The 25,645-nt window shown below is 67.3% G+C and carries 22 protein-coding genes and 1 tRNA gene; 9 read left to right on the top strand and 14 right to left on the bottom strand.

Annotated features, from left to right (window positions below):
- Positions 1-45: 45 nt before the first annotated feature.
- From KRX55_RS11005 to purD, 8 genes are all read right to left on the bottom strand, one after another.
- Positions 46-1,275 (bottom strand): ABC transporter substrate-binding protein, encoded by a 1,230-nt coding sequence (locus tag KRX55_RS11005; protein ID WP_218407773.1) that lies wholly within the window; start codon positions 1,273-1,275, stop codon positions 46-48.
- 232 nt (positions 1,276-1,507) lie between these two features.
- Positions 1,508-2,401 (bottom strand): phosphoribosylaminoimidazolesuccinocarboxamide synthase, encoded by an 894-nt coding sequence (locus tag KRX55_RS11000; RefSeq protein ID WP_200256668.1) that lies wholly within the window; start codon positions 2,399-2,401, stop codon positions 1,508-1,510.
- An 11-nt stretch (positions 2,402-2,412) separates the two neighbouring features.
- Positions 2,413-4,839, bottom strand: coding sequence for a bifunctional lysylphosphatidylglycerol flippase/synthetase MprF (locus tag KRX55_RS12115; RefSeq protein ID WP_218407772.1), 2,427 nt, complete (start codon positions 4,837-4,839; stop codon positions 2,413-2,415).
- A 68-nt stretch (positions 4,840-4,907) separates the two neighbouring features.
- A complete protein-coding gene (locus KRX55_RS10990; protein ID WP_218407771.1) occupies positions 4,908-6,173 on the bottom strand; it encodes an alpha/beta hydrolase in 1,266 nt (421 codons plus the stop codon).
- Positions 6,174-6,254: 81 nt separating this feature from the next.
- Positions 6,255-7,685, bottom strand: a complete 1,431-nt coding sequence (gene purB, locus KRX55_RS10985; protein ID WP_218407770.1) for an adenylosuccinate lyase — start codon at positions 7,683-7,685, stop codon at positions 6,255-6,257.
- Between the two features lie 58 nt (positions 7,686-7,743).
- Positions 7,744-8,406, bottom strand: a complete 663-nt coding sequence (locus KRX55_RS10980; RefSeq protein ID WP_200256660.1) for a potassium channel family protein — start codon at positions 8,404-8,406, stop codon at positions 7,744-7,746.
- Positions 8,399-9,781: a TrkH family potassium uptake protein gene (locus KRX55_RS10975; protein ID WP_370625839.1), complete on the bottom strand. Its 1,383-nt coding sequence runs from the start codon at positions 9,779-9,781 to the stop codon at positions 8,399-8,401. The genes KRX55_RS10980 and KRX55_RS10975 overlap by 8 nt, the downstream gene beginning before the upstream one ends.
- Positions 9,782-9,817: 36 nt before the next feature.
- The gene (gene purD, locus KRX55_RS10970; RefSeq protein WP_218407769.1) at positions 9,818-11,098 is read right to left on the bottom strand and encodes a phosphoribosylamine--glycine ligase; all 1,281 of its coding nucleotides are present in this window, start codon (positions 11,096-11,098) and stop codon (positions 9,818-9,820) included.
- 96 nt (positions 11,099-11,194) lie between these two features.
- Here purD and KRX55_RS10965 point away from each other — a divergent pair, with 96 nt between their 5' ends.
- From KRX55_RS10965 to KRX55_RS12105, 4 genes are read left to right on the top strand one after another with little or no spacing between them, the layout of a single operon-like run.
- A complete protein-coding gene (locus KRX55_RS10965) occupies positions 11,195-11,620 on the top strand; it encodes an HIT family protein (RefSeq protein WP_218407768.1) in 426 nt (141 codons plus the stop codon).
- A complete protein-coding gene (locus tag KRX55_RS10960; protein WP_255567783.1) occupies positions 11,617-12,429 on the top strand; it encodes an esterase/lipase family protein in 813 nt (270 codons plus the stop codon). The genes KRX55_RS10965 and KRX55_RS10960 overlap by 4 nt, the downstream gene beginning before the upstream one ends.
- A gap of 10 nt (positions 12,430-12,439) precedes the next feature.
- Positions 12,440-13,165 carry an esterase/lipase family protein gene (locus KRX55_RS12110; RefSeq protein ID WP_370625838.1) on the top strand — a complete coding sequence of 242 codons (726 nt, stop codon included), beginning with the start codon at positions 12,440-12,442 and terminating at the stop codon, positions 13,163-13,165.
- Positions 13,162-13,458, top strand: coding sequence for a 2Fe-2S iron-sulfur cluster-binding protein (locus KRX55_RS12105; RefSeq protein ID WP_370625837.1), 297 nt, complete (start codon positions 13,162-13,164; stop codon positions 13,456-13,458). Before KRX55_RS12110 ends, KRX55_RS12105 begins: the two co-directional genes overlap by 4 nt.
- Positions 13,459-13,515: 57 nt before the next feature.
- On the opposite strand, the gene KRX55_RS10950 is transcribed toward KRX55_RS12105, so the two are convergent.
- Both KRX55_RS10950 and KRX55_RS10945 read right to left on the bottom strand, forming a co-directional pair.
- The gene (locus KRX55_RS10950) at positions 13,516-14,901 is read right to left on the bottom strand and encodes a sensor histidine kinase (RefSeq protein ID WP_218407767.1); all 1,386 of its coding nucleotides are present in this window, start codon (positions 14,899-14,901) and stop codon (positions 13,516-13,518) included.
- Positions 14,898-15,608 carry a response regulator transcription factor gene (locus tag KRX55_RS10945; RefSeq protein WP_218407766.1) on the bottom strand — a complete coding sequence of 237 codons (711 nt, stop codon included), beginning with the start codon at positions 15,606-15,608 and terminating at the stop codon, positions 14,898-14,900. Before KRX55_RS10945 ends, KRX55_RS10950 begins: the two co-directional genes overlap by 4 nt.
- 496 nt (positions 15,609-16,104) lie before the next feature.
- On the opposite strand from KRX55_RS10945, the gene KRX55_RS10940 reads away from it, so the two are divergent.
- The 3 genes from KRX55_RS10940 to KRX55_RS10930 all read left to right on the top strand — a co-directional run bounded on the left by KRX55_RS10940 (position 16,105) and on the right by KRX55_RS10930 (position 19,297).
- Positions 16,105-17,364 (top strand): extracellular solute-binding protein, encoded by a 1,260-nt coding sequence (locus tag KRX55_RS10940; RefSeq protein ID WP_218407765.1) that lies wholly within the window; start codon positions 16,105-16,107, stop codon positions 17,362-17,364.
- A 74-nt stretch (positions 17,365-17,438) separates the two neighbouring features.
- Positions 17,439-18,347 carry a carbohydrate ABC transporter permease gene (locus KRX55_RS10935; RefSeq protein WP_218407764.1) on the top strand — a complete coding sequence of 303 codons (909 nt, stop codon included), beginning with the start codon at positions 17,439-17,441 and terminating at the stop codon, positions 18,345-18,347.
- Positions 18,347-19,297, top strand: a complete 951-nt coding sequence (locus KRX55_RS10930) for a carbohydrate ABC transporter permease (protein WP_218407763.1) — start codon at positions 18,347-18,349, stop codon at positions 19,295-19,297. Before KRX55_RS10935 ends, KRX55_RS10930 begins: the two co-directional genes overlap by 1 nt.
- Before the next feature lie 82 nt (positions 19,298-19,379).
- Here KRX55_RS10930 and KRX55_RS10925 read toward each other — a convergent pair whose 3' ends face one another.
- The 4 genes from KRX55_RS10925 to KRX55_RS10910 form a co-directional block, all read right to left on the bottom strand.
- Positions 19,380-20,138, bottom strand: a complete 759-nt coding sequence (locus KRX55_RS10925; RefSeq protein WP_218407762.1) for a MerR family transcriptional regulator — start codon at positions 20,136-20,138, stop codon at positions 19,380-19,382.
- A gap of 51 nt (positions 20,139-20,189) precedes the next feature.
- Positions 20,190-21,929: a pyruvate dehydrogenase gene (locus KRX55_RS10920; protein ID WP_218407761.1), complete on the bottom strand. Its 1,740-nt coding sequence runs from the start codon at positions 21,927-21,929 to the stop codon at positions 20,190-20,192.
- 530 nt (positions 21,930-22,459) lie between these two features.
- Complete coding sequence (locus KRX55_RS10915) at positions 22,460-22,717, bottom strand: hypothetical protein (protein ID WP_218407760.1); 258 nt, start codon at positions 22,715-22,717, stop codon at positions 22,460-22,462.
- A gap of 583 nt (positions 22,718-23,300) precedes the next feature.
- A tRNA-Thr gene (locus KRX55_RS10910) sits at positions 23,301-23,373 on the bottom strand.
- 178 nt (positions 23,374-23,551) lie between these two features.
- Here KRX55_RS10910 and thrE point away from each other — a divergent pair.
- Together thrE and KRX55_RS10900 are read left to right on the top strand one after the other, a co-directional pair.
- Positions 23,552-25,150 (top strand): threonine/serine exporter ThrE, encoded by a 1,599-nt coding sequence (gene thrE, locus KRX55_RS10905; protein WP_248113984.1) that lies wholly within the window; start codon positions 23,552-23,554, stop codon positions 25,148-25,150.
- Between the two features lie 102 nt (positions 25,151-25,252).
- A complete protein-coding gene (locus KRX55_RS10900; RefSeq protein ID WP_218407759.1) occupies positions 25,253-25,645 on the top strand; it encodes a hypothetical protein in 393 nt (130 codons plus the stop codon).

The raw sequence follows: 25,645 nt of genomic DNA, 5'->3' as shown, positions 1-25,645 counted from the left end.
GGATGACGGTTTTCCGGGAATTCACGTTTTCGGACGGTTCCGGGGTCAGTTGATCCCGATGAAGAACGTGCCGTCGGCCGGGAACGGGAGGTACTTGCTGTTCGCGTCATCCCAGTCCGCTGCGGGGTCGACATCGTCGAACTTCTCCGGGTGAATCCACTTGGCGAACTGCTCGAGTGCGATGTAGTTGAAGGGGGAATCGTAGAACTGGTGCCAGACGCCGTAGAACCTGCCGTCTCCCGAGGCGTCGAGTTCGCTCAGGCCGGGTGTCTCCAGCAGGCCCCTCAACGTGTCGCGGGAGGTCTCCTCGCTGACGCCGTAACCGAGATCGGCGTGGGGGACCGCCTGCGGCTTGTCGTTCTGCTTCGACCAGGTGCCGCCGGTGGCGATGATGATCTCCGGCTGCTCGTCGATGAGTTTCTCGGCGGTGATGTCACCGGACTCGGTGTCGATGATGTGGTCGGCGAGATTGTCGCCACCGGCGACGGTGATCATCTCACCGAGGTTGGCCTTGCCGAAGGTGGCGCAGCAGTCCTTCAGGCCTGCGGCGCGCCAGAGGAACGTGGACGGTCGGGAGTCCGTCTCAGCCACCCGCTCCTTCACGCGGTCGACGACGGAGTTCCACTCCTTGTTGAACGAGGTGGCCGCGTCCTCCTTGCCGAGCAGTTCACCCAGCGCGGTGACCGAGACGGTGGTGTTCGTCATCGGGTGCTGACGGAAGTCGGTGACGATGTACTTGATTCCGGCGGCGTCGATCTTGTCGAGCATGCCGGTGGTCTTGGCCGCGGAGTAGTGGTCTGCGGTGATCACGAGGGCGTCCGGTTGGTAGGACACGAGATTCTCCACCGTCACGTCACCCTTGGCGATGTTTCCGATCTCCGGGACCTCGCCGGCCCTGGGGTACGCCTCGACGAGGTTCTCGTAGTAGCCCGGGGCGCCGCTCTTCAGATCGGAGCCCATGGCGACAACCTTGTCCAGCGGATCGTCCTTGTCGAGGATGGCGGTGGCGAACACGCCCCGGCCCTCACCGAGAATGATCCGCTCGGGGAGGGAATCGAAGGTGACGGTGCGTCCCTCGACGTCGGTGATGGTGATCCCACCGTCTGACGCCTCACGTGCTGACGTGCTCTCCTTCTCCGACGAGGACTCCGTGGACCTGTCCGCGGAGCCGGCGGCCCCGTCCTTGGCGGCGTCATCGTCGGCACCGCCGCATCCGGCGAGGACGAGGGCTGCTGCGGCCAGTGCCGCGCCCGCTGACTTGATGTGCAACTTCATGGTTCTCCTGCTGGTGAGAGAAAACGGTTGCCGTCCCACTCTCTGACGGTGCGGGGCGGCAATTTTTGTACCGCATCATTATTACCAGCTGAGCCTCCCCTAAGGAAGGTGTGACTTAACTAATCAGGGAGAATGTGGCGTAGTAGACAATATTGTGGGGGTGTGACGGGAAGAGCCCCGCCGGGGCCGTTTTCAACGGTCCCCGGCGGGGCTCCGGGCATTGCCCGCCGGGTCAGACGCAGGATCCGATCCAGTTACCGAACTTCTCTCCGGACACCCGCTCGTACGCCTCGATGTAGCGCTCCCGGGTGGCCTCGACGACACCACCGGGCAGTGGTGGCGGCTGTGTGTTCGAGGACTTGTCCCACCCGGACTTCGGGCCCGTGAGCCAGTTGCGGACGAACTGCTTGTCGAAACTGGGCTGGACCTTGCCCTCCTCGTAGTCGTCCGCGGGCCAGTACCGGGAGGAATCCGGGGTCAGCACCTCGTCGGCGAGCACGAGGCTGCCGTCCTCGTCGACACCGAACTCGAACTTGGTGTCCGCGAGGATCAGGTCGTGCTCGAGGGCGAGCTCGGCGGCACGGGTGTAGATGGCGAGCGTCGCGTCCCGGAGTTCCGTCGCACGGGCCTCACCGAGACGCTCGGCCACCTCCTCGAAGGTGACGTTCTCGTCGTGGTCCCCGAGTTCGGCCTTGGTCGCCGGGGTGAAGATCGGCTGCGGGAGTCGGGAGGATTCCCGCAGCCCCTCCGGAAGCTCGATCCCGCAGACCGACCCGGTCTCCTGGTACTCGGTCAGCGCCGAGCCGGTGAGATAGCCACGGGCCACGCACTCGAAGGGGATCATCTCCAGCTTCCGGCACACGAGAGCCCGGCCGAGGACCTCCTCCGGGATCCGCTCGTCGTCGATGGGGCCCGCGAGATGGTTCGGGAAATCGATGGCGTCGAAGAACCAGACGCTCATCGCCGTCAGGATGCGGCCCTTGTCGGGGATCTCCGTCTCGAGGATGTGGTCGTACGCGGAGATGCGGTCGGACACGACCATCAGCAGGTTGTCATCGTCGATCTCGTAGATCTCGCGGACCTTTCCCGCTGAGAGGTGGTTGTACTGGGAGAGTTCGGGGCGCATGTGGACACAGTCTAGCCCCGTGCCCATACCCGCGCCACGTGAACGGCCTGGCTGACCTCCATCTGTGGCACATAGCACCGTCCGACCGCCACCGCGATCGACGGCAACGCAAGTTCATCGCGGTAGCAGAGGTACCAGGACTCGTGTCGGGGATGGAACTTCGACTTGAACGCGGCCAGCGACTTGAACCCGTAGAGGGGCTCCAGGAACGCGCCGACGCGGTCCAGCACGGCCGCGACCCCACCTGTGTCCACCGCCCCCGTATGGGCGAGGGGGGCTCCCGACAGGGAGATCCACTCGAGTCCGTCCGACTGGGCCTGCAGCATGGTCTCGGCGATGAGGAACTCCACGACCGGTCGGAACCCCTCGGTGTCCCGACGCATGAAGTCCAGCATCCGCCCCACGACCTCACCTTCGCGACGCACCGGCAACCAGCTCGTCACCCCGTGCACCCGGTTATCCCCGTCGAGGGCGAGCATCAGTGCGACATCCGGGGCGACGATCTCATTGACGCCACCGAGGGTGAAACCCATCTCCGGCAGCGCCTTGTCCGCGACCCATTCCTCGCTCAGCTCGATGATCTGCTCCCGGACCCCGGGAGTGAGTTCATTCCACGATGTCCACTCCGCCCGGATCCCCTCTTTCCCGGCGCGGTTCCGCGCCGTGCGGACGTCCTGGAACTTCTTGCCCCGGAACTCGACCGCGGTGGTGTCGCAGACGGCTTCCGAGGCCACCTGCACCGCCTGGTAGTCCGCGGAAGCACGGGCCTCCGCGAACCCGGCGCGGACCGAGTACCAGGCGACCCGGCGGCCACGGCTGGCCGCGAAGTCCTCGAAGCGGCGGGCGAGATCCTGCGGGTCAGTGTCCCCCGTCACGACCGGTTCCCCGACGGTGACCGCCACGTCGGCGTGCACCCGGTAGGCCACGTATCCGTCATCGGTGAGGAAGTACCGGTTGCCGGGCCACATCGTCATCGCGGAGAGGTGGTCGCCGGTGCCCGACCCGAGCAACTCCGCCGCACGGGCACGACTGCGCACATCTCCCGGGTTCTCCGCGGAGGTCATTGCGGCGTACAACGCGACGGTGGCCCCGGCCCAGAAGATGACACCGATCCAGACTGACAGCATCCAGCTCAGTTCCCCGACCGGAATGAGATTGTGGTCGATGTTGTCGCCGAGCACCGGTGGTATGTAGTGCGACAGCCAGGAGCGGAGGATCGACGGTAGCTCCGCCCGCGGGAGGAAGTCGTCCCGGAGGAGGAAGGCACCCAGGATCCACGCCATCCCGGTACCGAGGAGGAGCAGCAGGATCCTGCGGATCAGGGCGTGCACGGCACCCCGGTGCACACGGACCCGGAAGAGCCGACGGTAGCGGACCAGCAGTGCGAGGATGACGACCCACGGCAAAACGACACCGGCGAGACTCGACCAGGCGTACACGCCACCACCGAACTCCTCGAAGAGCGCCAGCATCTCGAGGGTCAGGACAACGACGGTCGCGGACAGGGTGAGCAGGGCGACCCCGAACGCGAGCCGCCGTCCGCGGGAGATCCCGAGGGCGATGACGGCCATGAGAATGACCGGAAGCTGGTTGAGCAGGAACGGACCGAGCCCCGACTCCCGTAGTTCATTCGTCGCCTCGGCGCAGGCCATCGAGTTCGGCTGGGCACCGCAGATCTCGAGGGCGTGACGCGGGCTTATGCCCGGATCGAAGGTCAGGACCGCCACACCGGACAAGGGGCCCGCGGAATCGGGGTTGAGTCCCGCGACGAGGGGGCCGACCGCGACGGCGAGCATCGCGATCGCGAGCAGTGTCCGGCCCTCGCGGAAGGAGATGGATCCCAACCGGAGGGAACGCTCCACCAGCCACTGCCCGATGAGCAGCCCGATGATCACCGCCGCGAGACGCACGAAGTCCGCGACGATCCCGGAGTAGAGGAACAGGGTCAGGGAGAAAGCGAGGACGACGGCCCGGACCCTGCGCCGCCAGAGAGCCTTCATCCAGGCCGAGGCGAACGCCGCGGTTCCGAACGTCCAGGACACCGGCGTGAGGGTGTGCTGGCCGTCGAGGATCCCACCCCAGTGACTACCGGTGGCGACGACCGCCTGCGCCGCGGTGAGCCCGACGATCACCGCGAACGCCTGGATGACGACCGCGGCGATGGCGTACCGGTAACTGCCCAGTCGCCTTTCGGCCAGCAGCCCCAGGGACACCAGCGCCAGTGAGCCGAGGACCACGGTCGACACCGTCGGTCCGGTCAGACCCGCGGTGAGTACCGCCCAGGGGTGGAGACTCGGGGCGGCCGCGCCGAACGCGTCCTCCAACGCGTTGCCGTCACCTCTCCAGATGATGAACAGCAGCCAGTTGATGACGAGCGCGGCGAGGGTGACCGGTGCACCGACGAGGAGAGCTCCCGCCCAGTGGATGCCGGTCGACACACCACGTACGGCACTGCGTCCCACAGTCCGTGGCGTGTTCCGTCGTTCTGTTTCCCGTGTCACTCCGGTCATCGGTTCAGACCACCCCGCTGGGCCGCGAAGTCGAGGGTCTCCCGGAACGCGTTGCGCCAGGTCTTGTAGTCGTGGCTTCCGTGGACCGTCAGGAACTCGGTCTGCATCCCCGCGTCACTGGTCACCTTCTGCATCATCTTCAGGTCCTCTATCGCCTCGTGGTCGTCCTCACCGGCGACGAAACGTCCGGCGATCCCGGTGTAGGCGGTGGATCCCTCCCTGATGGCCTCGGCCAGCTGATCCGCGGGGTTCGCCCGGATGAAGGAGAGTTCGCTGCCGCCGAAGTACTCGTCGACGGTCTCCCTGTGGTTGCCGGTGCCGAGTTCAGCCTGCCCGGAGTAGTCGAGGAAGGCGCCGTAGGAGTCCGGATGGTTGACCAGAACCTGCAGCGAGCACGTCCCACCGTAGCTCAGTCCCCCGATCGTCCACCGGGACTGGTCGGGGTCGACCCGCAGTTTCTCCCGGATCCCCGCGGGGACGTCGACGGCGAGCCAGGTCTGGACCTGTCCCCGCTCACCGTTGATGCACAGCGGATTCGCGCCGAAGCTCCCGGTGCCGTCCACGCTGATCACGATCGGGGTGACGCCGCCGTGCCGGGCCTGGTAGTCCGCGAGGGTGTCACTGGCACCACCGGCGTTGAACCACTGGTCCGGGGCCCCGGGGTTCCCGGCGAGCAGCACGATGACCGGAAGCTTCACTTCGGGGTCGGAGAAGTACACCGGGGGGATCCAGGCGATCGCGTCGCGGTGCGTGAACTTCGATTCCGTCGCATCCAGCGGGAGGGTGACGAGTGCGGCGGCGTCATGGCCCTTGATCTGCGGGGCCCGGGTCAGATCCCGGAACTCCGGGTAGCTCATCTGCACCGCGACGGGGGACGGATCCAGGGACCGCAGCGTGGGATAGCTCTGGTAGATCTGGTTGACCACCGCCGCCGTGGCCGCCACCCCGAGAACCGCCGGGATGACCAGAATCAGCCGCCTGCCCTTCTGCAGCACCAGAGCGGCGACGACGAAGAACGCCACCGAACCGGCGAGATAGATCCGGAAGGGCAGCGAGTCCGGGAACGGCCGCCAGACGTGTTCGATGATCAGCCAGGAGCAAACGGTGAGCGCGAGGCCCGCGACGGCCGCCCACAGGGTCCGGCGCCTGAGTTCGGACCTGCGGGCCCCCACGGCCGCGAGGACGCCGGCTGCCGCGAGGACGAAAACGGTCACCGCTACAGCGACGGGCCCCGTGAGCGGGATGGCGGGTAGTTCGATCATGCCGACGAATCTAGCGCGTCGAACCCCGAATGTGCTTGCGGGATCCTGTCAGTCAGCTGTGCGCCGGCGTCCCGGCGACTGTCAGAGGATCTCGCCCGGACGGTACGCGGCCGCCACGGGATACCGGTTGACCAGGTCCTGGATCCGGGTGAGGACCCTGGAGACCTGGCTCTCCGCGGCGCCGATGAACGCGTGCCGGTCGGCCAGAGCCTCGGTGAGCTGTGCCCGGTCGAGAGGAAGCCGATCGTCGACGGCCAGACGCTCGACCAGGTCCTGCTCCCCGCCGTTCTCCCGCATGTTCAGGGCGCAGGCCACGGCGTTGTCCTTGATCACCTCGTGGGCGGTCTCGCGGCCGACACCCGCGCGGACGGCGGCCATGAGGATGCGGGTGGTGGCAAGGAACGGCAGGTAGCGCTCGAGCTCGCGGTCGATCATCGCGGGGAAGGCGCCGAACTCGTCGAGTACGGTGAGGAAGGTCTCGAACTGTCCGTCGAGCGCGAAGAAGGCGTCCGGCAGCGCGACCCGGCGCACGACGGAGCAGAACACGTCGCCCTCGTTCCACTGCTGGCCGGACAGGTCCGCGAGCATGGTGAGGTAGCCGCGGAGGATTATCTGCAATCCGCCGACCCGCTCGCAGGAGCGGGCGTTCATCTTGTGCGGCATGGCGGAGGAACCGACCTGCCCCTCCTTGAAGCCCTCGGTGACGGTCTCGTTCCCGGCCATCAGCCGGATGGTGTGCGCCAGGGACGAGGGACCCGCACCCAGCTGGACGAGGGCGGAGACCGCGTCGAAGTCGAGGGAACGCGGATAGACCTGCCCGACCGAGTCGAACACCCGGGAGAATCCGAGGTGATCGGCGATCCGGGTCTCCAGGGAGGCGAGCTTCGTCTCGTTGCCGCCCATGAGATCGAGCATGTCCTGGGCGGTTCCCATCGGGCCCTTGATGCCGCGCAGCGGGTAGCGGGCGAGCAGCCCCTCGGTGCGTTCGACGGCGACGAGCATCTCGTCCGCGGCGGAGGCGAACCGCTTGCCGAGGGTGGTGGCCTGGGCGGCGACGTTGTGGGAGCGTCCGGCCATGACGACCGACTGGTACTCCGCGGCGCGCTCCCCGATACGTGCGATGACGGCGACAGCCTTGTCCCGGACGAGCTCCAGGGAGCGGTGGATCTGCAGCTGCTCGACGTTCTCGGTCAGGTCCCGGCTGGTCATGCCCTTGTGGATCTGCTCGTGTCCGGCGAGGGCGTTGAACTCCTCGATACGGGCCTTGACGTCGTGGCGGGTGACGCGCTCTCGCTCGGCGATCGATTCCAGGTCGACCCGGTCGATGACCTTCTCATATGCGGCGATGGCATCCGCGGGGATGTCCACCCCGAGGTCCTTCTGGGCCTTCATGACCGCGATCCAGAGCTGGCGCTCCATGATGATCTTGGCTTCGGGGCTCCACAGGTTGGTCAGCTCGGTGGAGGCGTAGCGGGTGGACAGGACGTTGGCGATCTTCTTCTTTGCGGGCACGCGGCCATTATCGCACGACAGGCCGCATCGGTTCTGCGGAACAACCGGTTCGGGTGGGTCAGCCCGCCGCGACGAACGCCTCCAGCACCTCGGGGTCACCGGCCGCGATCACGAGGTCACCGGACCGGATGGTCTCATCGGTTCGCGCCACTACGAACCGGGCCCCGGGGTGCCTGACCGCGACGATGTGGATTCCCGGGGGTACGGCGCTGATCTGTTTCCCCAGCATCGACATCGGTGGTGCGAGCTTGACGACGGCGAAGTCCCGGTCGAACTCGGCGTACTCCTCGACGTTGCCCGTCATGAGGTGGGCGATCCGGCGCCCTGTGTCCCGTTCGGGCCGGATGACGTGGTGGACCCCGATCTGGGTGAGGATCTTCGCGTGCGCGTCACCGTCCGCCTTCGCCCACACGTTGGGGACACCGAGCTCGATGACGGCGGAGGCGGTGAGCAGGGAGGCCGCCATGTTGGATCCGATACCGACGACGGCACGCTGGCATTCGTGCACCGACAGCTGGCGCAGGGCCTCGATGTTGGTTGTGTTCGCGATGGTGGCGTGGGTGAGGATGCCGGCCGCGGTGGAGACCACGTCCTCCCGGTCGTCGACCCCGAGAACCTCGACGCCGGAGGCGACGAGCTCCTCCCCGAGGGCCATACCGAAACGCCCGAGGCCGAGGATGACGACGGGGGGCAGTGAGCGGCGTTGCAGGAAGCTAACCAATGTGGGGCCTTTCGACTGGATGTGAGTAGAGGATGCCGTTGCGGTTGCGGGCTGCGAGCGCCGCGACGAGCGTGATCGGGCCGATACGGCCGGCGTACATGAGCGGGACGAGAAGCAGCTGGCCCGCCGCGGGCAGGTCCGCTGTTATTCCGGTGGACAGGCCGACCGTGGCGAATGCGCTGACCACCTCGAAGACTATGCGGTTCGTCTCTATCTCGGGCGCGAGCAGCAGCATGACCCCGATGGACCCGGCCACCGACACCCCGGCGAGGACGATGACGGTGAGCGCCTGCCGGATCGTCCGCTGCGGGATCCGGCGACTGTAGGCCGAGACGTGTTCCGCACCGCGGATCTCGGCCATGACGACGGCGACAAGGACGGCGACGGTGGTCACCTTCACGCCGCCGGCGGTACCACCTGAGCCACCGCCGACGAACATGAGTACGTCGGTGAGCAGCAGACTCGAGGGGTGGAACTCACCGAGATCGACGGTGTTGAAGCCCGCGGTCCTGGTGGTCACCGACTGGAAGAACGAGTTGAGGAGCTTGTCCCTGACACCGAATTCGGCGAAGACCCCGCGCCATTCCAGCACCGCGTAGCCGATCCAGCCGATCATGAGCAGGATCGTGGTGCCGGTCAAGGCGAATCGGGCCGTCAGCGACATCTGGGGCAACCTGGTGATGCCCTGGGACCGGCGACGTGTCCGCAGTGCGATCTCCAGCAGCACCGGGTAGCCGAGACCACCGATGATGATCGCCCCGGCGACGGGCAGCACGATTCCGCTGTCCCGGGCGTAGGGCACGAGGTTGTCGCTGCGCAGTCCGAAACCCGCGTTGTTGAACGCCGAGACCGCGTGGAATCCGCCCTCCCAGAGACTCGCCGCCCAGTCGAAACCGTAGGACCGGAAGCGGAGGGTCAGGAGGACGGCCACGATGAACTCGGCGACGAAGGTGAATGTGACTGTGGCGACGAGGAGGGTGCGGACGTCACCGAGGTGGATCCCGCGACCCTCCGCGGCGGCGTTGAGCCGCGACTTCACCCCGATCCGGCCGGCGACGACCCATGAGGTGAACGTCGCCAGGGTCATGATCCCGAGTCCGCCGAGCTGGATCAGGACGACGATGACCGCCTGTCCGAAGTGGGACCAGTAGGTGGCGGTGTCAACGACGATCAGGCCGGTCAGGCACACCGCTGAGGTCGCGGTGAACAGTGCCGTCACGACATCTGCCCCACCGTCCCCGGCCCGGGCCGCGGGAAGGAGGAGCAGGAGGGTTCCGGAGGTAATCAGGACCGCGAAGGCGCCGGCCACGAGTCTGGCCGGGCTGAGGGGACGACGCGGGGGACCCGAACCGCGTCTTTGGGGAGTTCTGCTCACGCCGTAGAACTCTAGACCCCCTCGGCCCGGAACGGGTCAGATCCGGATGCGACCCTCGACAGCGGGCCCGGCGATGTCCGACCGGTAGTGGCCACCGGCCATCGTGATCCCCCGGAGGATGCCGTACGCCTCCTCCCGCGCGGCGACCAGATCGGGGCCGGTCCCGACGATGGACAGCACCCGCCCACCAGCGGACACGAGCTCGCCGTCGCTGTTGCGGGCCGTTCCGGCGTGCAGGACACCGTCGACGTCGGCACCGGTGATGACATCCCCGGAACGGGGGGAAGCGGGGTAGCCCTCGGCCGCGAGAACGACGGTCAGTGCGTACCCGTCCCGCCAGCGGAGCGGCGGCTGCGCGGCCAGCGTGCCGTCCGCGACCGACCGCAGGAGCTCCGCGAGCGGGGTCTCGAGCAGCGCGAGGACGGCCTGGGTCTCGGGATCTCCGAAGCGGCAGTTGAACTCGACGACGGCCGGGCCGTCGGCTCCCCACGCGAGTCCCGCGTACAGCAGGCCCGAGTAGGGGCAGCCCCGGCGCGCCATCTCCCCGGCGACGGGTTCCACGACATCGCGCACGATCTGTTCCACGGCGCCGTCCGGCAACCACGGAAGCGGGGCGTAGGCACCCATTCCGCCGGTGTTCGGGCCCTCGTCGTTGTCCCGCACCCGCTTGTGGTCCTGGGCGGGCAGGAGAGGGACGACGGTGGTGCCGTCGACGAGACAGAACAGGGACACCTCGGGCCCGTCGAGGAAACTCTCGAGGAGCACCGGGTTACCGGAGGAATGGACGGAACGGACATGTGCCACGGCCTCGTCCCGGTCGCGGGTCACGACGACGCCCTTGCCACCGGCGAGTCCGTCGTCCTTGACCACCCAGACGGGTCCGAAGCGGTCGATGGCGGCGTCGATCTCATCGTCGGAGGCCCCGGGTTCCAGCGCCTCGGCGTGTGCGGTGGCGACACCCGCGGCGGCCATCACGTCCTTGGCGAAGGCCTTGGAGCCCTCGATGCGGGCGGCCTCCCGCCCGGGCCCGAACACGGCGATCCCCGCGTCCCGCAGGGCGTCTGCTACACCGGCCACGAGCGGGATCTCCGGGCCGACGACCACGAGGTCGGCGTCGATCCGGCGTGCGAGGTCGGTGACCTGTGCCGGATCATCGACCTTCAACGGTCTGCCGTCGAGTTCGGTGTGTCGGGTCGCCAGGGGCTCCATTCCGGTGTTGCCCGGGGCGACGTGAAGTTCTGGTCCGATGGGGTCCTGTGCCAGGCCACGCAGCAGTGCATGCTCGCGGGCTCCGGATCCGATGACGAGGATTCGCATGAACTCCACCCTACCGTCGCAGGATTCCGCCGGAGCGTGGAACCGGCGGAACCGGTGGGCGGCGCGGGCGGCCCGGGGCCGCTACCCTGGATTGTCATGAGCAGCGTATTCACGAAAATCATCAACGGCGAGATTCCCGGACGGTTCGTCTGGCGCGATGACAGGGCGGTCGCATTCCTCACCATCGAGCCCCTGACCTACGGGCACGTGCTGGTGGTCCCGGTCGAGGAGGTCGACCGCTGGACCGACCTGGACCAGCGGACCTGGGGGCACCTGAATGAGGTCGCGCAGATGGTGGGCGCGGTGATCCCCGAGTGCTTCGATGTTCCCCGGGCCGGTTACATCATCGCCGGATTCGAGGTTCCGCACGCCCACATCCACGTGTTCCCCACCTCGAGCATGGCCGACTACGACTTCAGGCACGTGATCCCCGCCGATCAGACAGACCCGGCGGAGATGGACGCCGCCGCGGCGAAGCTCCGTGCCGCACTCGGCACCGATGATGACGGTCGTCCCGCTTGAGGGATCTCTCCGCCCGACTACCGCGACTGATCCCGGAACTGGACGTCTCCGTTCCGGTCGGTGCGCGGCTGCGGGTCAGGGGCTGGGTCGAGGACGACTGGCGTGCCCGCCCCACACCGGAGCGGCCCTGGCCGGTCGTCCTCATCCACGGAACCACCGTCACCAGTGGTGACTTCGAGGATCTCACCACCCAACTCCGGGCACTGGGGTGGGCGGTGTTCATCCCGGACTACGGAAACCGGGCGACGAACCGGATCGAGGATTCCGCGGACCAGGTCGGCGCCTACATCACACAGGTCCTGCACGCGACCGGGGCGGACCGGGTGATCCTCGTCGGTCACTCGCAGGGCGGGGTGCTCGCCCGGTGGTGGATGCGGATGCTCGGCGGTGCCCGCCACGTCCGGCACCTGATCTGCCTGGCGAGCCCCAACCACGGTATCCGGGAAGCGGGCCTGCTCAAGCCGCTGGTGCTCACCGAACGGCAGGCCGAGCTGACGACCCGCGCGACGGAGACGGTGTTCGGTCCGGCCGGACGTCAGCAGTTCACGGGATCGGCGTTCCTCACGGCGCTGAACGCCGACGGCGACACGGAGCCCGGTGTCAGCTACACCTGCGTCGCCACCCGGACGGATTCCACGGTCGTCCCCGCCGACTCGTGCTTCCTCGACGGGCCCGGGGTGGAGAACATCTGGCTGCAGGACCTCCACCCCCGGGCGGTGGTGTTGCACACGGAAATGCCGCGGAGCAGAATTGTGCGCACCCTCGTCGCGGAGACCCTCGAGTCGCTGCGACCCACCATCTCCAGTTGAAGGGGAGGCCGTGAACCTCGCTCTGCTCATACCCCGCCGGGGTGTCCTCCCGGAGCCACTCCCCCCGGTCGCCGGGGACGTCCCGGTGGTGCTGCTCCACGGAACCGTGAGTTCCCCGGGCAACTTCGCACTCATCGCCGCCCGTCTCAGGGACGAGGGCCGGAGGGTCATCGGCGTGGAGTTCGGACACCGCGGCACGGATCGACTCGAGCTGTGTCTCCTCGACATCGTCACAACCCTCGAGCACGAGCTGGAGCCGGGCCAGCGGTTCGACATCGTCGGCCATTCCCTCGGCGGCCTCATGGGCCTGCGCCTAGCGCATCTGCCGGAGTTCGCCGGTCGCGTCCGTACCCTCGTCGGGCTGGGGGCGTGCTTCCGGGGCCAGCCGGTCGCATGGAATCCGCTGGTGCGGGCACTCGTCACCGCCGTGACCGGCCCCTCCCTGGTCCAGCTGATGTGCGACGCGGAGATCGACGCCCCGATCCCCGAGGGCCTCCGCGTGATCTCGATCGTCTCGGACAACGACCGTATCGTCGATCCCGTCTCCTCACAGGTTGGCGAGGTCCGGTGGGTGCGGGGCACCTCGCATGCCCTGCTGACGACGCACGCCGAGGAGGTCGCCCTGGCGCTGGCGGACGGGGCGGCCGAACCGCACGACGTGCCCGCCCCGGGGGACGCCGACCAGGACCTCAGCGCGACGGGGCACGAGACCTCGCGGCGGGTGGAGAACCTGTGACCGCGGACCCCGCCGGTGGGATCCACACCGCCACCGTCGACGGGGTCGACCATCCATTCAGCTGGCCCGCGGAGCAGCTGCTCCTCGACGCCCTCCTCGACGCCGACATCCCCGCGCCGTTCAGCTGCACGCAGGGCGAGTGTGGGGCCTGCCAGTGCACTCTCACCGGAGGTCCGGGGCACATGCTGGTCAACCACGTGCTGAGCGCCTACGACATCGGCGACGATCAGACGCTGGCCTGCCAGACGATCCGGGACGGGGACGGCCCCTACACCGCGGACTTCGATCTCTGACCGCACCTCCGGTCCCCGCACGGTCGTCGGGTGATCCCGTGCCGGGGGACCGGCCGGTCAGTCCGGCGCGTTGAGCGGGAGTTCCACGGTGAACACCGACCCCTCCCCCGGAGCGCTGCGCACGCTGACGTTCCCGCCGTGGGATTCGGTCAGTGACTTCACGATCGCGAGCCCCAGCCCGGAGCCGCCGGAGGCCCGGGACCGGGAGGCGTCCGCCCGGTAGAAGCGTCCGAAGATCTGCCGGGTGTCCTCCTCCGTCATGCCGCAGCCGTCGTCGGCCACGGTGATCAGGACGGAACCGTCCCCGGTCGCCAGGCCGACGGTGACCCGGGCGTCGGGGCCGGCGTGGATCAGGGCGTTGCCCACCAGGTTCCCGATGATCCGGTGCAGTCGTTGCCGGTCCCCCGCGACGACCGGGTCCGCGGTCGTGGTGTCCACCACGCGGATGACGCGCTCCGGGTGGGCGACCCGCATCGTCGTGACGACATCGAGGCAGACCGGTCGCATGTCCACGGGAACGGGATCCATGGGCGCCTCCTCCGCGCGGGTCAGCGCCAGGAGGTCCTCGACGAGGACCCCCATCCGGCCGGCCTCCTGCTCGATACGGTCGAGCACCATGTCCGCGTCCCGGGTGGCCCCGGAGCGGTAGAGCTCGGCGAAGCCCCTGACCCCGGTCAACGGGGTGCGGAGTTCGTGGGAGGCGTCCCCGACGAAGCGGCGCATCTGCTCCTCCTTCCTGCGCGCCGAGTCAATGGATTCCTGCAGCCGGGTCAGCATCGTGTTGAGGGAGTCCGCGAGCTGCCCGACCTCGGTGGTCCTCGGCCATTCGGGGAGCCGTCGGCTCAGGTCCCCGCCGGCGATGGCCACGGCGGTTGTCTCCACCTCCCGCAGCGGACGGAACGCCCTCCGGACCATCCACTGGGCGATGCCGCCGACCGCCACGAGGACGACCACCCCGATGACGAACTGGAAGAACAGCAGGTACCGGAGCATCGATGTCTCGAGCGCCAGGGAGTAGGCGACGACGGTCGTGACCCCGTCCCGGGAATCGGCGATCGCCCGCCACCGGATGTCCTCGCCGGGACCGGGTGCGGACCCCACCGTGACGGGGTACTCGCCGGGCTTCACCCCCGCCAGGTCAGGGGCGCCCGGGTTGTCGTTGAAGGTGAGGCTCGAGCCGTCCGGGTAGACCTTCTCCAGGTAGAAGGAGCTGGGTAGGCGGGGGCCGTCCGGGGCGAGTCGCGGGATGTCCCGTCCCACCCAGCCACCGAGCGCACCCTCGAGCTGTTCGTCGACCTGCACGTAGATGTAGTTGCGCATCACTTCGGTGACGAACACGGCCGAGAGGCCGAGCCCGGTCGCCGTCATGAGCAGGACGATGACGATGAGGTGGACCCGGAGCGACAGGCGGGACCGCCACTCCCCGAAGCCGGCCCGGGTCATGACCGTGGTGTGCGCAGCACGTAGCCGACACCGCGGACCGTGTGGATGAGGTGCGGCGCGTCGGTGTCGATCTTGCGTCGCAGGTAGGAGATGTACGATTCGACGACGTTGCCGTCACCGCCGAAGTCGTAGTGCCAGACGTTGTCGAGGATCTTCGCCTTGCTGAGAACGACCTCCGCATTGAGCATCAGGTACCGGAGGAGGTTGAACTCGGTGGGGGACAGATCGACGATCCGGCCCGCCTTGGTCACCTCGTGGGTGTCGTCGTTGAGGGTGAGGTCGGCGTAGCTCAGGGTCGCGTCCGAGGCCCCGTCGTCGAGCAGCCTGCCCCGGCGGAGAATGACCCGGAGCCGGGTGATGACCTCTTCCAGGGAGAACGGCTTGGTCACGTAGTCGTCCGCGCCGATGGTGAGCCCGTGGATACGGTGTTCGACCGCGTCCTTGGCGGTCAGGTACAGCACGGGGCCGTCGAAGCCCTCCGCGCGCAGTTTCCCGAGCAGCTCGAAACCGTCCATTCCGGGCATCATGACGTCGAGAATGAAGGCGTCCGGCTCGCAGGACCGCGCGACCCGCAGGGCCTCCTGCCCCGATCGGGCGGTGGCCACCGTGAATCCCTGGAACTTCAGGCTCACCGCCAGCAGTTCGACGATGTTCGGCTCATCATCGACGACGAGAACCGTCACCTGGGTGTCCTTCATGGATTCCATATCTCCCACCGCTCCCTTTCTTCTCCACCTGGTGGCATGCACTCCCCTCCACTACACACGCGACCCGTGTGTAATCACCATGCCCGAGCTGTGACCCACCTGTGAATGCCGTACCGGCGACTCAACCGTACGAGTTCCCCGGAAGAAATACACACCCCCACACCACCCCCGATTCCCCAGATTTCCCCAAACAGCAATTCCGTTAAGGTATTCCCATATATCGCTCACGGCGACCTGGAAATATCGCACCGGCCGATGATTGATCGGGCGAAAACGAATCATGGAAGCACCCCCATCACCCCCGGACGGGCGAATGTTCACGCCTGAAAACTGAGTAACGAAAAGGTTACAAAAAGGTGGTCGACACCGGGGGAGTGTCCCGGATCACTCATACTCACACCAAGAGAAGCGGCGCGGCCTCCCTCAAGGAACCGCCCCTCGAACTCGTTCACGCTCCGGCACGCACCGTGCCGGAACCGAGGAAAGGTTTCCCCCCATGCGTCCATTCACCACACGTGTCGCCGTCACCACCATCGCCGCCGGCATGGCTCTCGCCGGACTCTCCGCCTGCAGCGGCGGAGAGCCCTCCGGGTCCGGCGGCGCCGACGGCTCCACCGAGATCAATCTCCTCGTCCCCTCCTACTCGGACGACACCAAGGCTCTCTGGGAGAACATCATCTCCGGTTTCGAGGCCGACAATCCCGACGTCACGGTCGATCTCCAGGTTGAGTCCTGGGAGAACATCAACGACGTGATGCGCAACAACATCCAGGCGAACAAGACCCCGGACATCCTCAACATCGACTCCTTCACCGACTACGCCTCCGAGGATCTGCTCTACCCGGCCGAGGATGTCGTCTCCGCCGCGACGCTCGAGAACATCCAGCCCTCCTTCCGCGAGAACGCCTCCATGGACGGCACCCAGTGGGGTCTGCCGCTCATCGCGTCGGCCCGCGCACTGTTCTACAACAAGGACCTCTTCGAGCAGGCCGGCATCACCGAGCCACCGGCCGACTGGAACGCGCTGCGCGACGACGCACTCGCCATCAAGGATCTGAATCTTCCCGGCGTCGACGGCTACGGCATGCCCCTCGGCAACGAGGAGGCACAGGGTGAGACGGCCGTGTGGTTCTTCGGCGCCGGGGGCGGCTACGCCGAGAACGACGAGATCGCCATCGACACCGCGAAGAACCTCGAGGGTGCGACGTTCATGAAGGAGCTCATCGACGCCGGCGCGACCCAGGCGAATCCCGGATCCTCCCAGCGCACGCCACTCGGCAAGACCTTCTTCCAGGGCAAGGTCGGCATGGTCGTCGGGCTGCCCCAGTACAAGAAGCTCATCGAGGAGCAGAATCCCGACCTGAACTACGGACTCGCCCCGATCCCCACGGAGAACGGCGACCCGATGACCCTCGGTGTCGCCGACCACCTCATGGTGTTCAGGAATGACGAGGACTCCGCCAAGCAGGAGGCCGTCCGCGACTTCCTCGACTACTTCTACAGCGACGACGTCTACACCGACTTCGTCGGCACCCTCGGCTTCATCCCGGTCACCGTCTCCGGTGGCGAGAAGATGAAGTCCGACGAGACGATCGAGGAGTTCATCCCGCTGCTCCCGAACGCCCGCTTCTACCCGTTCACCAACCCGGACTGGCAGGCCGCCCAGGGCGCGATCCAGTCCAACATCGGACGCATCGAGTCCGAGGACCCCGCTGAGGTTCTCGAGGCCATCCAGATGCAGGTCGAACAGGGCTAGGCGCCCGACTGCCCTCCGTGGGGGCGACGGATCACCGTCGCCCCCACACCCGTCTCCACAGCGATTGGACTCTCATGGCTCGTCTCCGACAGGACAAGCGGACCTTCCGGGACACACTGCGTGCACTGCCGTGGCTGGCACCCGTCCTGGTGCTCTTCGCCGGCATCGTGGTGTACCCGATGGCACTCATGGTCTACAACTCGACACGGACGATCAGCCGGATCGGTGTCGACAAGGGTAGCGCCGGCTTCGACAACTTCTCCCAGGTGCTGAGTGATCCGGCGCTCCCCAGGGTGCTGCTGAACACCGTCATCTGGGTCGTGTCGGTGGTCGTGCTCACCATCCTCATCTCCCTGGTACTCGCGAACTTCCTCAACAAGGTCTTCCCCGGACGCCAGCTCGTCCGGCTCGCGGTGATCATCCCCTGGGCGGCGTCGGTCGTCATGACCACCACCGTCATCTACTACGCCCTCGAACCGAAGCTCGGCATCGGGCAGCGGTTCCTCCACGACCTCGGGCTGACGGAGAGCGCCGACTACGGCTTCACCAAGCAACCCGTCCCGGCATTCACCATCGCCATCCTCGTCGCGGTCTTCGTCTCCCTGCCGTTCACCACCTACACGATCCTCGCCGGCCACGCCGCCATCGGGCACGACGTCATCGAGGCCGCCCGGGTCGACGGCGCCAGCCGCACCAGGATCTACTTCTCGATCATCCTGCCCCAGCTGAAGGCGGCGATCGCGGTGGCGACCACCATCAACATCATCAACGTGTTCAACAACCTGCCGATCCTCCAGGTCCTGACCGGGTCGATCCCCGGGAACGCGGCGGACACCACCACCACGCTGCTGTTCAAGTACATCCGGAACCGGGGGCACCTCGACTGGGCCTCGGCCCTGTCGGTGATCAACCTGGTCATCATGGTCGTGCTCATCGGCTGCTACCTCTACTTCACCAAACCCATGAAGGGAGTTGACGACTGATGCCCGGCGCAATCCAGAAACCAGTGACCGAGGAGGCCGTCGGCGGCACGACCGGACCGACGGAGCCCCCGAAAGAGGCCCGCGCCTCGTGGTTCGCCCGGCACAGCGAGCAACCCGCCCCCGGCGCCCGGCCGCACACCGGCCTCCGGATCGTCGGTGGCCTGCTGATCCTGGCGGTGTTCATCCTCCCCTACGCGATCATGCTCGTCGGATCCCTGAAATCCCGGGCGGAGGTGCTCGGTATCCCGCCGACCTACATTCCGCGGGAATGGCACTTCGACAACTACATCTCCATGTGGTCGACACCCGAGACACCCGTGGGGATGAACGTGTTCTCCACGGTGCTCATCGCCGGAATCTCCACGTTGATCGTGTTGTGTGTGGCGATGCCCGCCGCGTACTACACCGCCCGGTTCCGGTTCCCGGGGCGCGGGGCCTTCCTCTTCGTCGTGCTGCTGACCCAGATGTGCCCTCCGGCGCTCGTCGTGGCCGGGCTGTTCCGCGAGTTCCAGCTGTTCGGCATCGTCGACACGTACATCGCGATGATCCTGGTGAACTCGGCGTTCAACCTCGCGTTCTCGACCTGGATCATGCACTCCTTCTTCGCGTCGGTACCGAAGGAGATCGACGAGGCCGCGCAGATCGACGGCTGCGGCCTGTGGACGGTGCTGTTCAGGATCAACCTGCCGCTGGTGTGGCCCGGCATCGTGACCGCCGTGATCTTCACCTTCGTCGCCGCGTGGAACGAGTTCGCCGCGTCCCTGGTGATCCTCTCCTCCGCCGAGAAGCAGCCCCTCTCGGTCGCGCTGACCAAGTTCGTCGGCCAGTACGAGACGTCCTGGCAGTACGTCTTCGGGGTGTCGGTGATCGCGATCATCCCGGTGCTGATCCTGTTCGGGTTGATCGAGAAGCAGCTCGTCGGCGGACTGACCGCGGGGTCGATCAAGTGACCCGTTGAACGAGCCGACGGACACGAGCGGGCCCCGGGGTGGTTTCCCACCGCCCCGGGGCCCGCTTTCCCGTGCGTGGATCTCACTCCCAGGCGACGGTGTCCGGGTCAATCCCCTCCGCGCGGGCCTTCGCCTCGACGAGCTCAACCAGGTAATCGGCGGCGTCGCCGGTGTAGGCGGCGAAACGACCGTCCGCGACGTACATCCGGGCGAGGAGAACCTGCTTCGCCCGGGTGCACAGGTAGAACGTGTCCACCATCGCGGCGTGGCGCCCGACGAGCGCGTCCGCCTCGGCGTCGCCCGGCGCCACTCCGCGGCCCCGGGCGTCGACCAGGGCCGCCGCGAAGGCATCGGACTCAGCCTTCACCCTGCGGAAGCCCTCGGCATCCATCGTCTTCATCGAGTCCCGGGCGTGCGACCAGTCCCCGGTGTCGCCCCAACGCTCTTCTGCCTCGGCCAGCCAGTCAGGATAATCCTCGCCGAATATCGCCTTCTTGTCCTGCATTGTCACGGTGTCCCCTTCCAGGATCGAATCCACTGCCCGGACCATCCGGTGCAGGTGACCTATCCGTCGGACGAGAAGCTCCCGCTGGGTGAGCAGCCGGTCCCGCCTGTCTACGGGTTCCGCCAGCAGAACGGCGATGTCCCTGAGCGGGACACCGGCCCGCCGGTAGATGAGAATGTCGAGGCCGCGGTCCAGGTCGGCGTCGGTGTACAGGCGGTAGTCGCCGGTCTCCGTGCGCCAACCCGGGCTGAGCAGCCCGATCTCGTCCCAGTGCCGCAGAGTCCGGGCGGTCACGCCCAGTTCCTCTGCGGCCCGTCCAATCGTGTGGTCGGTCACGGACACCACTCTCGGGGTTGCCGCGGCGTGAAGGTCAAGAACGGCCGGCGGTCAGGGACGCGGGATGTTCCGGAGGTTGCTCATCGCGAGGTTGTACATCCGGCCGACGCCGCCGTCGAGGACCGTGCGGGCGGCCGCCTTGGAGAAGCCCATGACCTGCTCGAGGGTGATGTCCGGCGGGATGGACAGCGCGTTCGGGTCGGTGACGATGTCGATGAGCACCGGCTCGTCGAGGGCGAGTGCCGCTCCGAGTTCCGTACGCAGTTTCCTCGGATCGGTGATCCGGACCGATCGGATGCCGCAGGCCTCGGCGATCGCCGCGAAGTTGACCTCCTCGTGGTCCGTGGCGAACTCCGGGATGCCCTCGACGAGCATCTCCAGTTTCACCATGCCGAGCGACGAGTTGTTGAACACGATGGTCTTGACGGGCAACTGGTGCAGCTTCACGGTGAGCAGCTCACCCATGAGCATCGCCAGCCCACCATCGCCGGACATGGAGATCACCTGCCGATCGGGGGCGGCGGCCTGGGCACCGATGGCCTGCGGGAGGGCGTTGGCCATCGTGCCGTGGCGGAAGGAGCCGAGCAGCGTCCGGTTGCCGGTGGGGTTGTTGATGTAGCGGGCTGCCCACACGTTGCACATGCCGGTGTCGACGGTGAAGATCGCGTCCTCCGCGGCGAGTTCGTCGATGATGTCGGCGGCGTACTCGGGGTGGATCGGGGTGTGGTGCTCGATGTTGCTGGTGTACGCCTCGACGACGTGCTCGATCTTCTTGGCGTGCTCCTTGAGCATCTTGTCCAGGAAGGAGCGGTCGGTCTTCTCCTCGATCGAGGGGAGGATGTTCTCGATGGTGGCCTTGACGTCGCCGACGACGGGGTACTTCACCTCGGTGCGCCTGCCGATGTGGGCGCCGTTGATGTCGACCTGCGCGACGTTCCCGCTGGGCAGGAAGTCGTTGTACGGGAAGTCCGTGCCGAGCAGGATCAGCAGGTCCGCCTCGTCGCAGGCGTCGAAGCAGGCCCCGTAGCCGAGGAGACCGGACATGCCGACGTCGTAGGGGTTGTCGTGCTGGATGAACATCTTGCCGCCCAGCGCGTGGCCGACGGGGGCCTTTATCTTCTCGGCGAGGGCGAACACCTCGTCGCGGGCGCCGGCACAGCCGACACCGCAGAACAGGGTGACGCTCCTGGCGTCGTTGATCGCCTGAACCAGCTTCGCGGCCTGTTCGGGGTGCGGGAAGACGATCGGACGGTGCGCGGAGATGACGCTGTTCAGCTCCGGGGCGGGCACCGCGTCCTCGGTGGTGACGTCACCGGGGACGACGATGACGCTGACGCCACGGCCCGCCATCGTGGACTGGATCGCGTTGTGCAGCACGCGGGCGCCCTGGGACGGGGAGTTGATCAGCTCGCAGTACCCGGAGCACTCCCCGAAGATCTGCGTCGGGTGGGTCTCCTGGAAGAAGTCGGAGCCGATCTGCAGCGACGGGATGTGGCTGGCTATCGCCAGCACCTTCGCCCCGTTGCGGTGAGAATCGTAGAGTCCCTGGATGAGGTGGGTGTTTCCCGGCCCGCAGGAAGCGGCGCACACGGCGAGTTCACCGGTGACGAGGGAGTGCGCGCCGGCGGCGAACGCACCCACCTCCTCGTTGCGTACGTGGATCCACTCGATGCTGCTGCGGCGGACCGCGTCGACGATCGGGTTGAGGCTGTCCCCGACGAGGCCGAAGATCCGGGTGACACCCTGCCGCTCCAGACTGGCGACGATCTGTTCGGCGAAACTCTGTGACATGTTCTGCTGTGCTCCTTATGTGTGCACCTTGTGGGTACCTGATTGGTTCACTGTCTTCATCCATGGTGAACCTCTCCACCGATTCCCGCCAGGTATCAGACCGGACGCAACCGTCCCGGAGGTCGCCCTCCCGCAGAGCCGCCCGAAACACCACCTCTGAACTGCAGGGAAGACATCAGATCACACGGAAGGCCCCCAGAGCTTTTCGCCACATTCCGCCCTCCGGGCGGTCCGACAGCCCGGAGGGGAGTCAGACCGCCCGCCGGAAGAAACCGACCGGATGGTCCAGTTGAGGATGGTCCAGTTGAGGATGCCGCACACCTTTCCCGCCATCCGGCGGAGGGCGTTTCTCACCGCCATCAGTTCCGGACCGCTCCTGATCGGCATCGACACTCGACCCCGCACACGGCTCCGCCGACCCTCCGCGGGGAACCCGGTGCCACCGCACACCAGACGCTGTGGATCATCGACGCCCCCACTCGTCATGGCCGGGTCGCTCCCGGGGCAGGTGCACCGGGTGACCGCTCCGGTCACCGTCGGATGTTCACCGCGGGCCCCACCTTGTTCGGCGCGGCCTCGCTGTCGGCCGTCGGAGCCGCGATAATGATGCCCGCGACGCTCCCTCTCATCCGGGTCACCTTCACGGACACCCGGGAACGCGACACAGCCATCGGGATCCGGGGCACGACCTCCGCTCCGGGCACGGTCACCGGGACGCCCTGTTTTCCCTGCCGGCGCCGCTCACCCTGTCCGGCCCGGTCCTCGCGATCAAGCTCATCCTGGGGCACCCACCCCGATCCAATCATCACCGTCGCCGGCCCTTCACCGCGATCGTCACTGCGCTGCTGTTCCGACGGCGACAGCGACGGACGCCCGAACCACCGGTGGATTTTCCGGATCTTCCGACAGCGACCGTTCACCGGCGGTGTCCTGGCCACGGGGCCCGGAACACTCCTCCCGGCGGGGACCGATCCGCCGATCACGCGGCGCTTCCGACCGGTGTCCGGATACAGCCCACTTCGGGTGGGTGGACCCGTGGAGGCCGTCGCTCTGCCGACGGCCCCCGGCACCGGACTGCGGCGTACTACTCCGGCGGCCCGGGTTCCGCGCCTCATCGTCGGGACCTAGTGTCCGACACGCCGCCGGAGAGCGCCGGGGCCGCCACCTGAAGATGCTCGCGGCGGAGGGACCGTGGCTGCACGACGCGCCCGGCCACCGCACCATGCCCGCCGAACAGCGCACCGCGATGACCGAGGCCATTCGCGACCTCCACTGACGCACCGGGGTACCGGGGCTGTGGACGGCAGCAGACGGAAAACCGCGGCCCCACCCCACCATGGGGTGCGATGCCGCGGTCGCCCGGTCTGATCGAGCTGGAGATGGGACTCGAACCCACAACCGCCGGTTTACAAGACCGGTGCGCTACCAATTGCGCCACTCCAGCAACGCCCCGGTGCATGTGTCCGGGGCACGCGAGGATGATACCGGACGAGTACCGGCCAAGTCCAAGACCTGCACCATCCGGCGCAGGTTCCGTGCCCGGACTCACCGGGGTATGCTGCTCCCGGTGCGCGACACCGCGCGTTCCCACCAGTCGTTTTTCCGAAGGATCAGTAGCCGACGTGTCCGACATCTTGACCAGGCTGCGGCTGTTCCGGTCCCGTCAGGGTCGTTTCGCGACGATCGACGAGGCCAAGGCCGCTCCCCCTCCCTCACCACTGGCTCCGATCGATCTCACCGACCCTGCGCAGGTCACCGCGGTCATGGACCTCGCCGCCAGGATCGGCGGTTACCTGCTGTACTCGGGGACCGGAAACCACGACACCCGTGCCCACGTCCACACCGTGTGCTCCGCCTACGGGCTGCACTACGTGCACGTCGACATCACCTTCAACACGATCCAGCTGTTCACTCAGATCGACACGGGTCAGAAGATTCCGATCACGGTGTTCCGGGTCGTGCCGAAGCTGGACCTGGACTTCTCCAAGCTCGCCGAGATCGACCGTCTGATCCGGTCCATCCAGGCCGGCGCGACTCCACCCAATGTCGCGGAACAGATCATGAACGACCTGACCTCGATGCCCCCGCCCTACGGGATCCGCACCGCGCTCGTCGGTTGGGCGGGACTGGCCGCCGCCGTCGCGGTCCTGCTCGGCGGTGGCTGGCTGGTCTCCGTGATCTCCTTCCTCACGGCCCTCGTCATCATGGCCGGGCACATCTGGCTGGAGAAGAAGGGCCTGCCGGAGTTCTACCGGAACATGTACGGCGGGTTCGTGGCCACCCTGCCCGCGGCCATGACCTACAACTGGGCGCTGGAGAACGGAATCAACCTCGCACCGGGGCAGATCATCGCCTCGGGAATCATCGTGCTGCTCGCCGGTCTGACACTGGTGCAGGCCATCCAGGACGGCATCACCGGGGCCCCGGTGACGGCCTCGGCGCGGTTCTTCCAGACGATCATGCTCACCGGAGGAATCATCGCCGGAGTCGCCATCGGCATCCAGGCGTCGACGGCGCTAGGTGTGACGCTGCCCCCGCTCGAGGCCACGACCCCGGTCAACTTCGCATCCGTCTCCGCGAAGGTTCTCGCCGGCGCCGCCGCGTCGGCCGCATTCGCCGTGGCCGCGTTCGCAGAGTGGCCCTCGGTCTGGATTTCCGGACTGACCTCGCTGGCCGGCTCCGCCTGCTACTACTTCGTGCTGATACCCCTCGGTATGAGCCCGGTCGTGGGACTCGGCATCACGGCGACGATCATCGGTCTCGCGGGCGGTCTGCTCGCCCGGCGGTTCCTCATCCCACCCCTGATCACGGCGGTCGCGGGCATCACGCCCCTGTTGCCGGGCCTGACGATCTACCGGGGCATGTACACCCTGCTCAATGAGCAGCTGGTGCAGGGATTCGGGAACATGGCGCTGGCACTGGCCATCGGTTCCTCCCTCGCCGCCGGTGTGGTTCTGGGAGAATGGGTCGCCCGGAAACTGCGCCGTCCGCCACCGCTCAACCGGTACACCAGCTTCGCCCGACGCAGGGCCTCCTCCTTCCGGCATTCCAGGCCGGTGGAGACGACCGCCCGCGTCGTCCGGCGGACCGGATCCGCCGTGAACCGTCGCCAGCACCGGGCCCGGAAAGCGGCCCGCAGCGCGAATACGCGGCACCCGGGAATGCCCGGCGGTGCCGCCGGCGCCTCCGACCCGCGGATTCATCCCGACAATCGGAACTGAGCACACTCCGCGCCCGTCGGGGGGCGGCATGTTCCCGGCGCCGCCGTGGCGTAGGATGAGCTGTGCCCAGCCCAGCCCCAGCCGACGATTCCAGGAGGATCAGTGCCGCCCAAGGTCACAGACACCCGCACCACCAACGCCGAGTCGCTGCACACCGTGGAGGAGAACACCGCGAAGGCGGCCCGTCGGATCGTCGCGACCTACTCCACCGATTTCTTCGACTGCGTCACCCTCGCATCCATGCTCGGCGTGGCTCCCGAACGCCTGAACTACCGTAAGATCGCCGCGGAACACGCTGAGGCCGCCGAAGCGGAGTCAGCCAGGAGCCGCAAGAAGACGACGGCCAAGAAGACCACGAAGAAGACGGCCGCCAAGAAGACCACGGCCAAGAAAACCACCGCGAAGAAGACCGCGAAGAAGGCCACGAAGAAGACGGCCGCCAAGAAGACCACGGCCAAGAAAACCACCGCGAAGAAGACCACGAAGAAGGCCTGA

This window comes from Corynebacterium sp. TAE3-ERU16 (genome assembly GCF_019209935.1).
Classification (GTDB): Bacteria; Actinomycetota; Actinomycetes; order Mycobacteriales; family Mycobacteriaceae; genus Corynebacterium; species Corynebacterium antarcticum.
The sequence above is the reverse complement of the archived record's forward strand: the minus strand, read 5'-3'. Positions and strand labels throughout refer to the sequence as shown.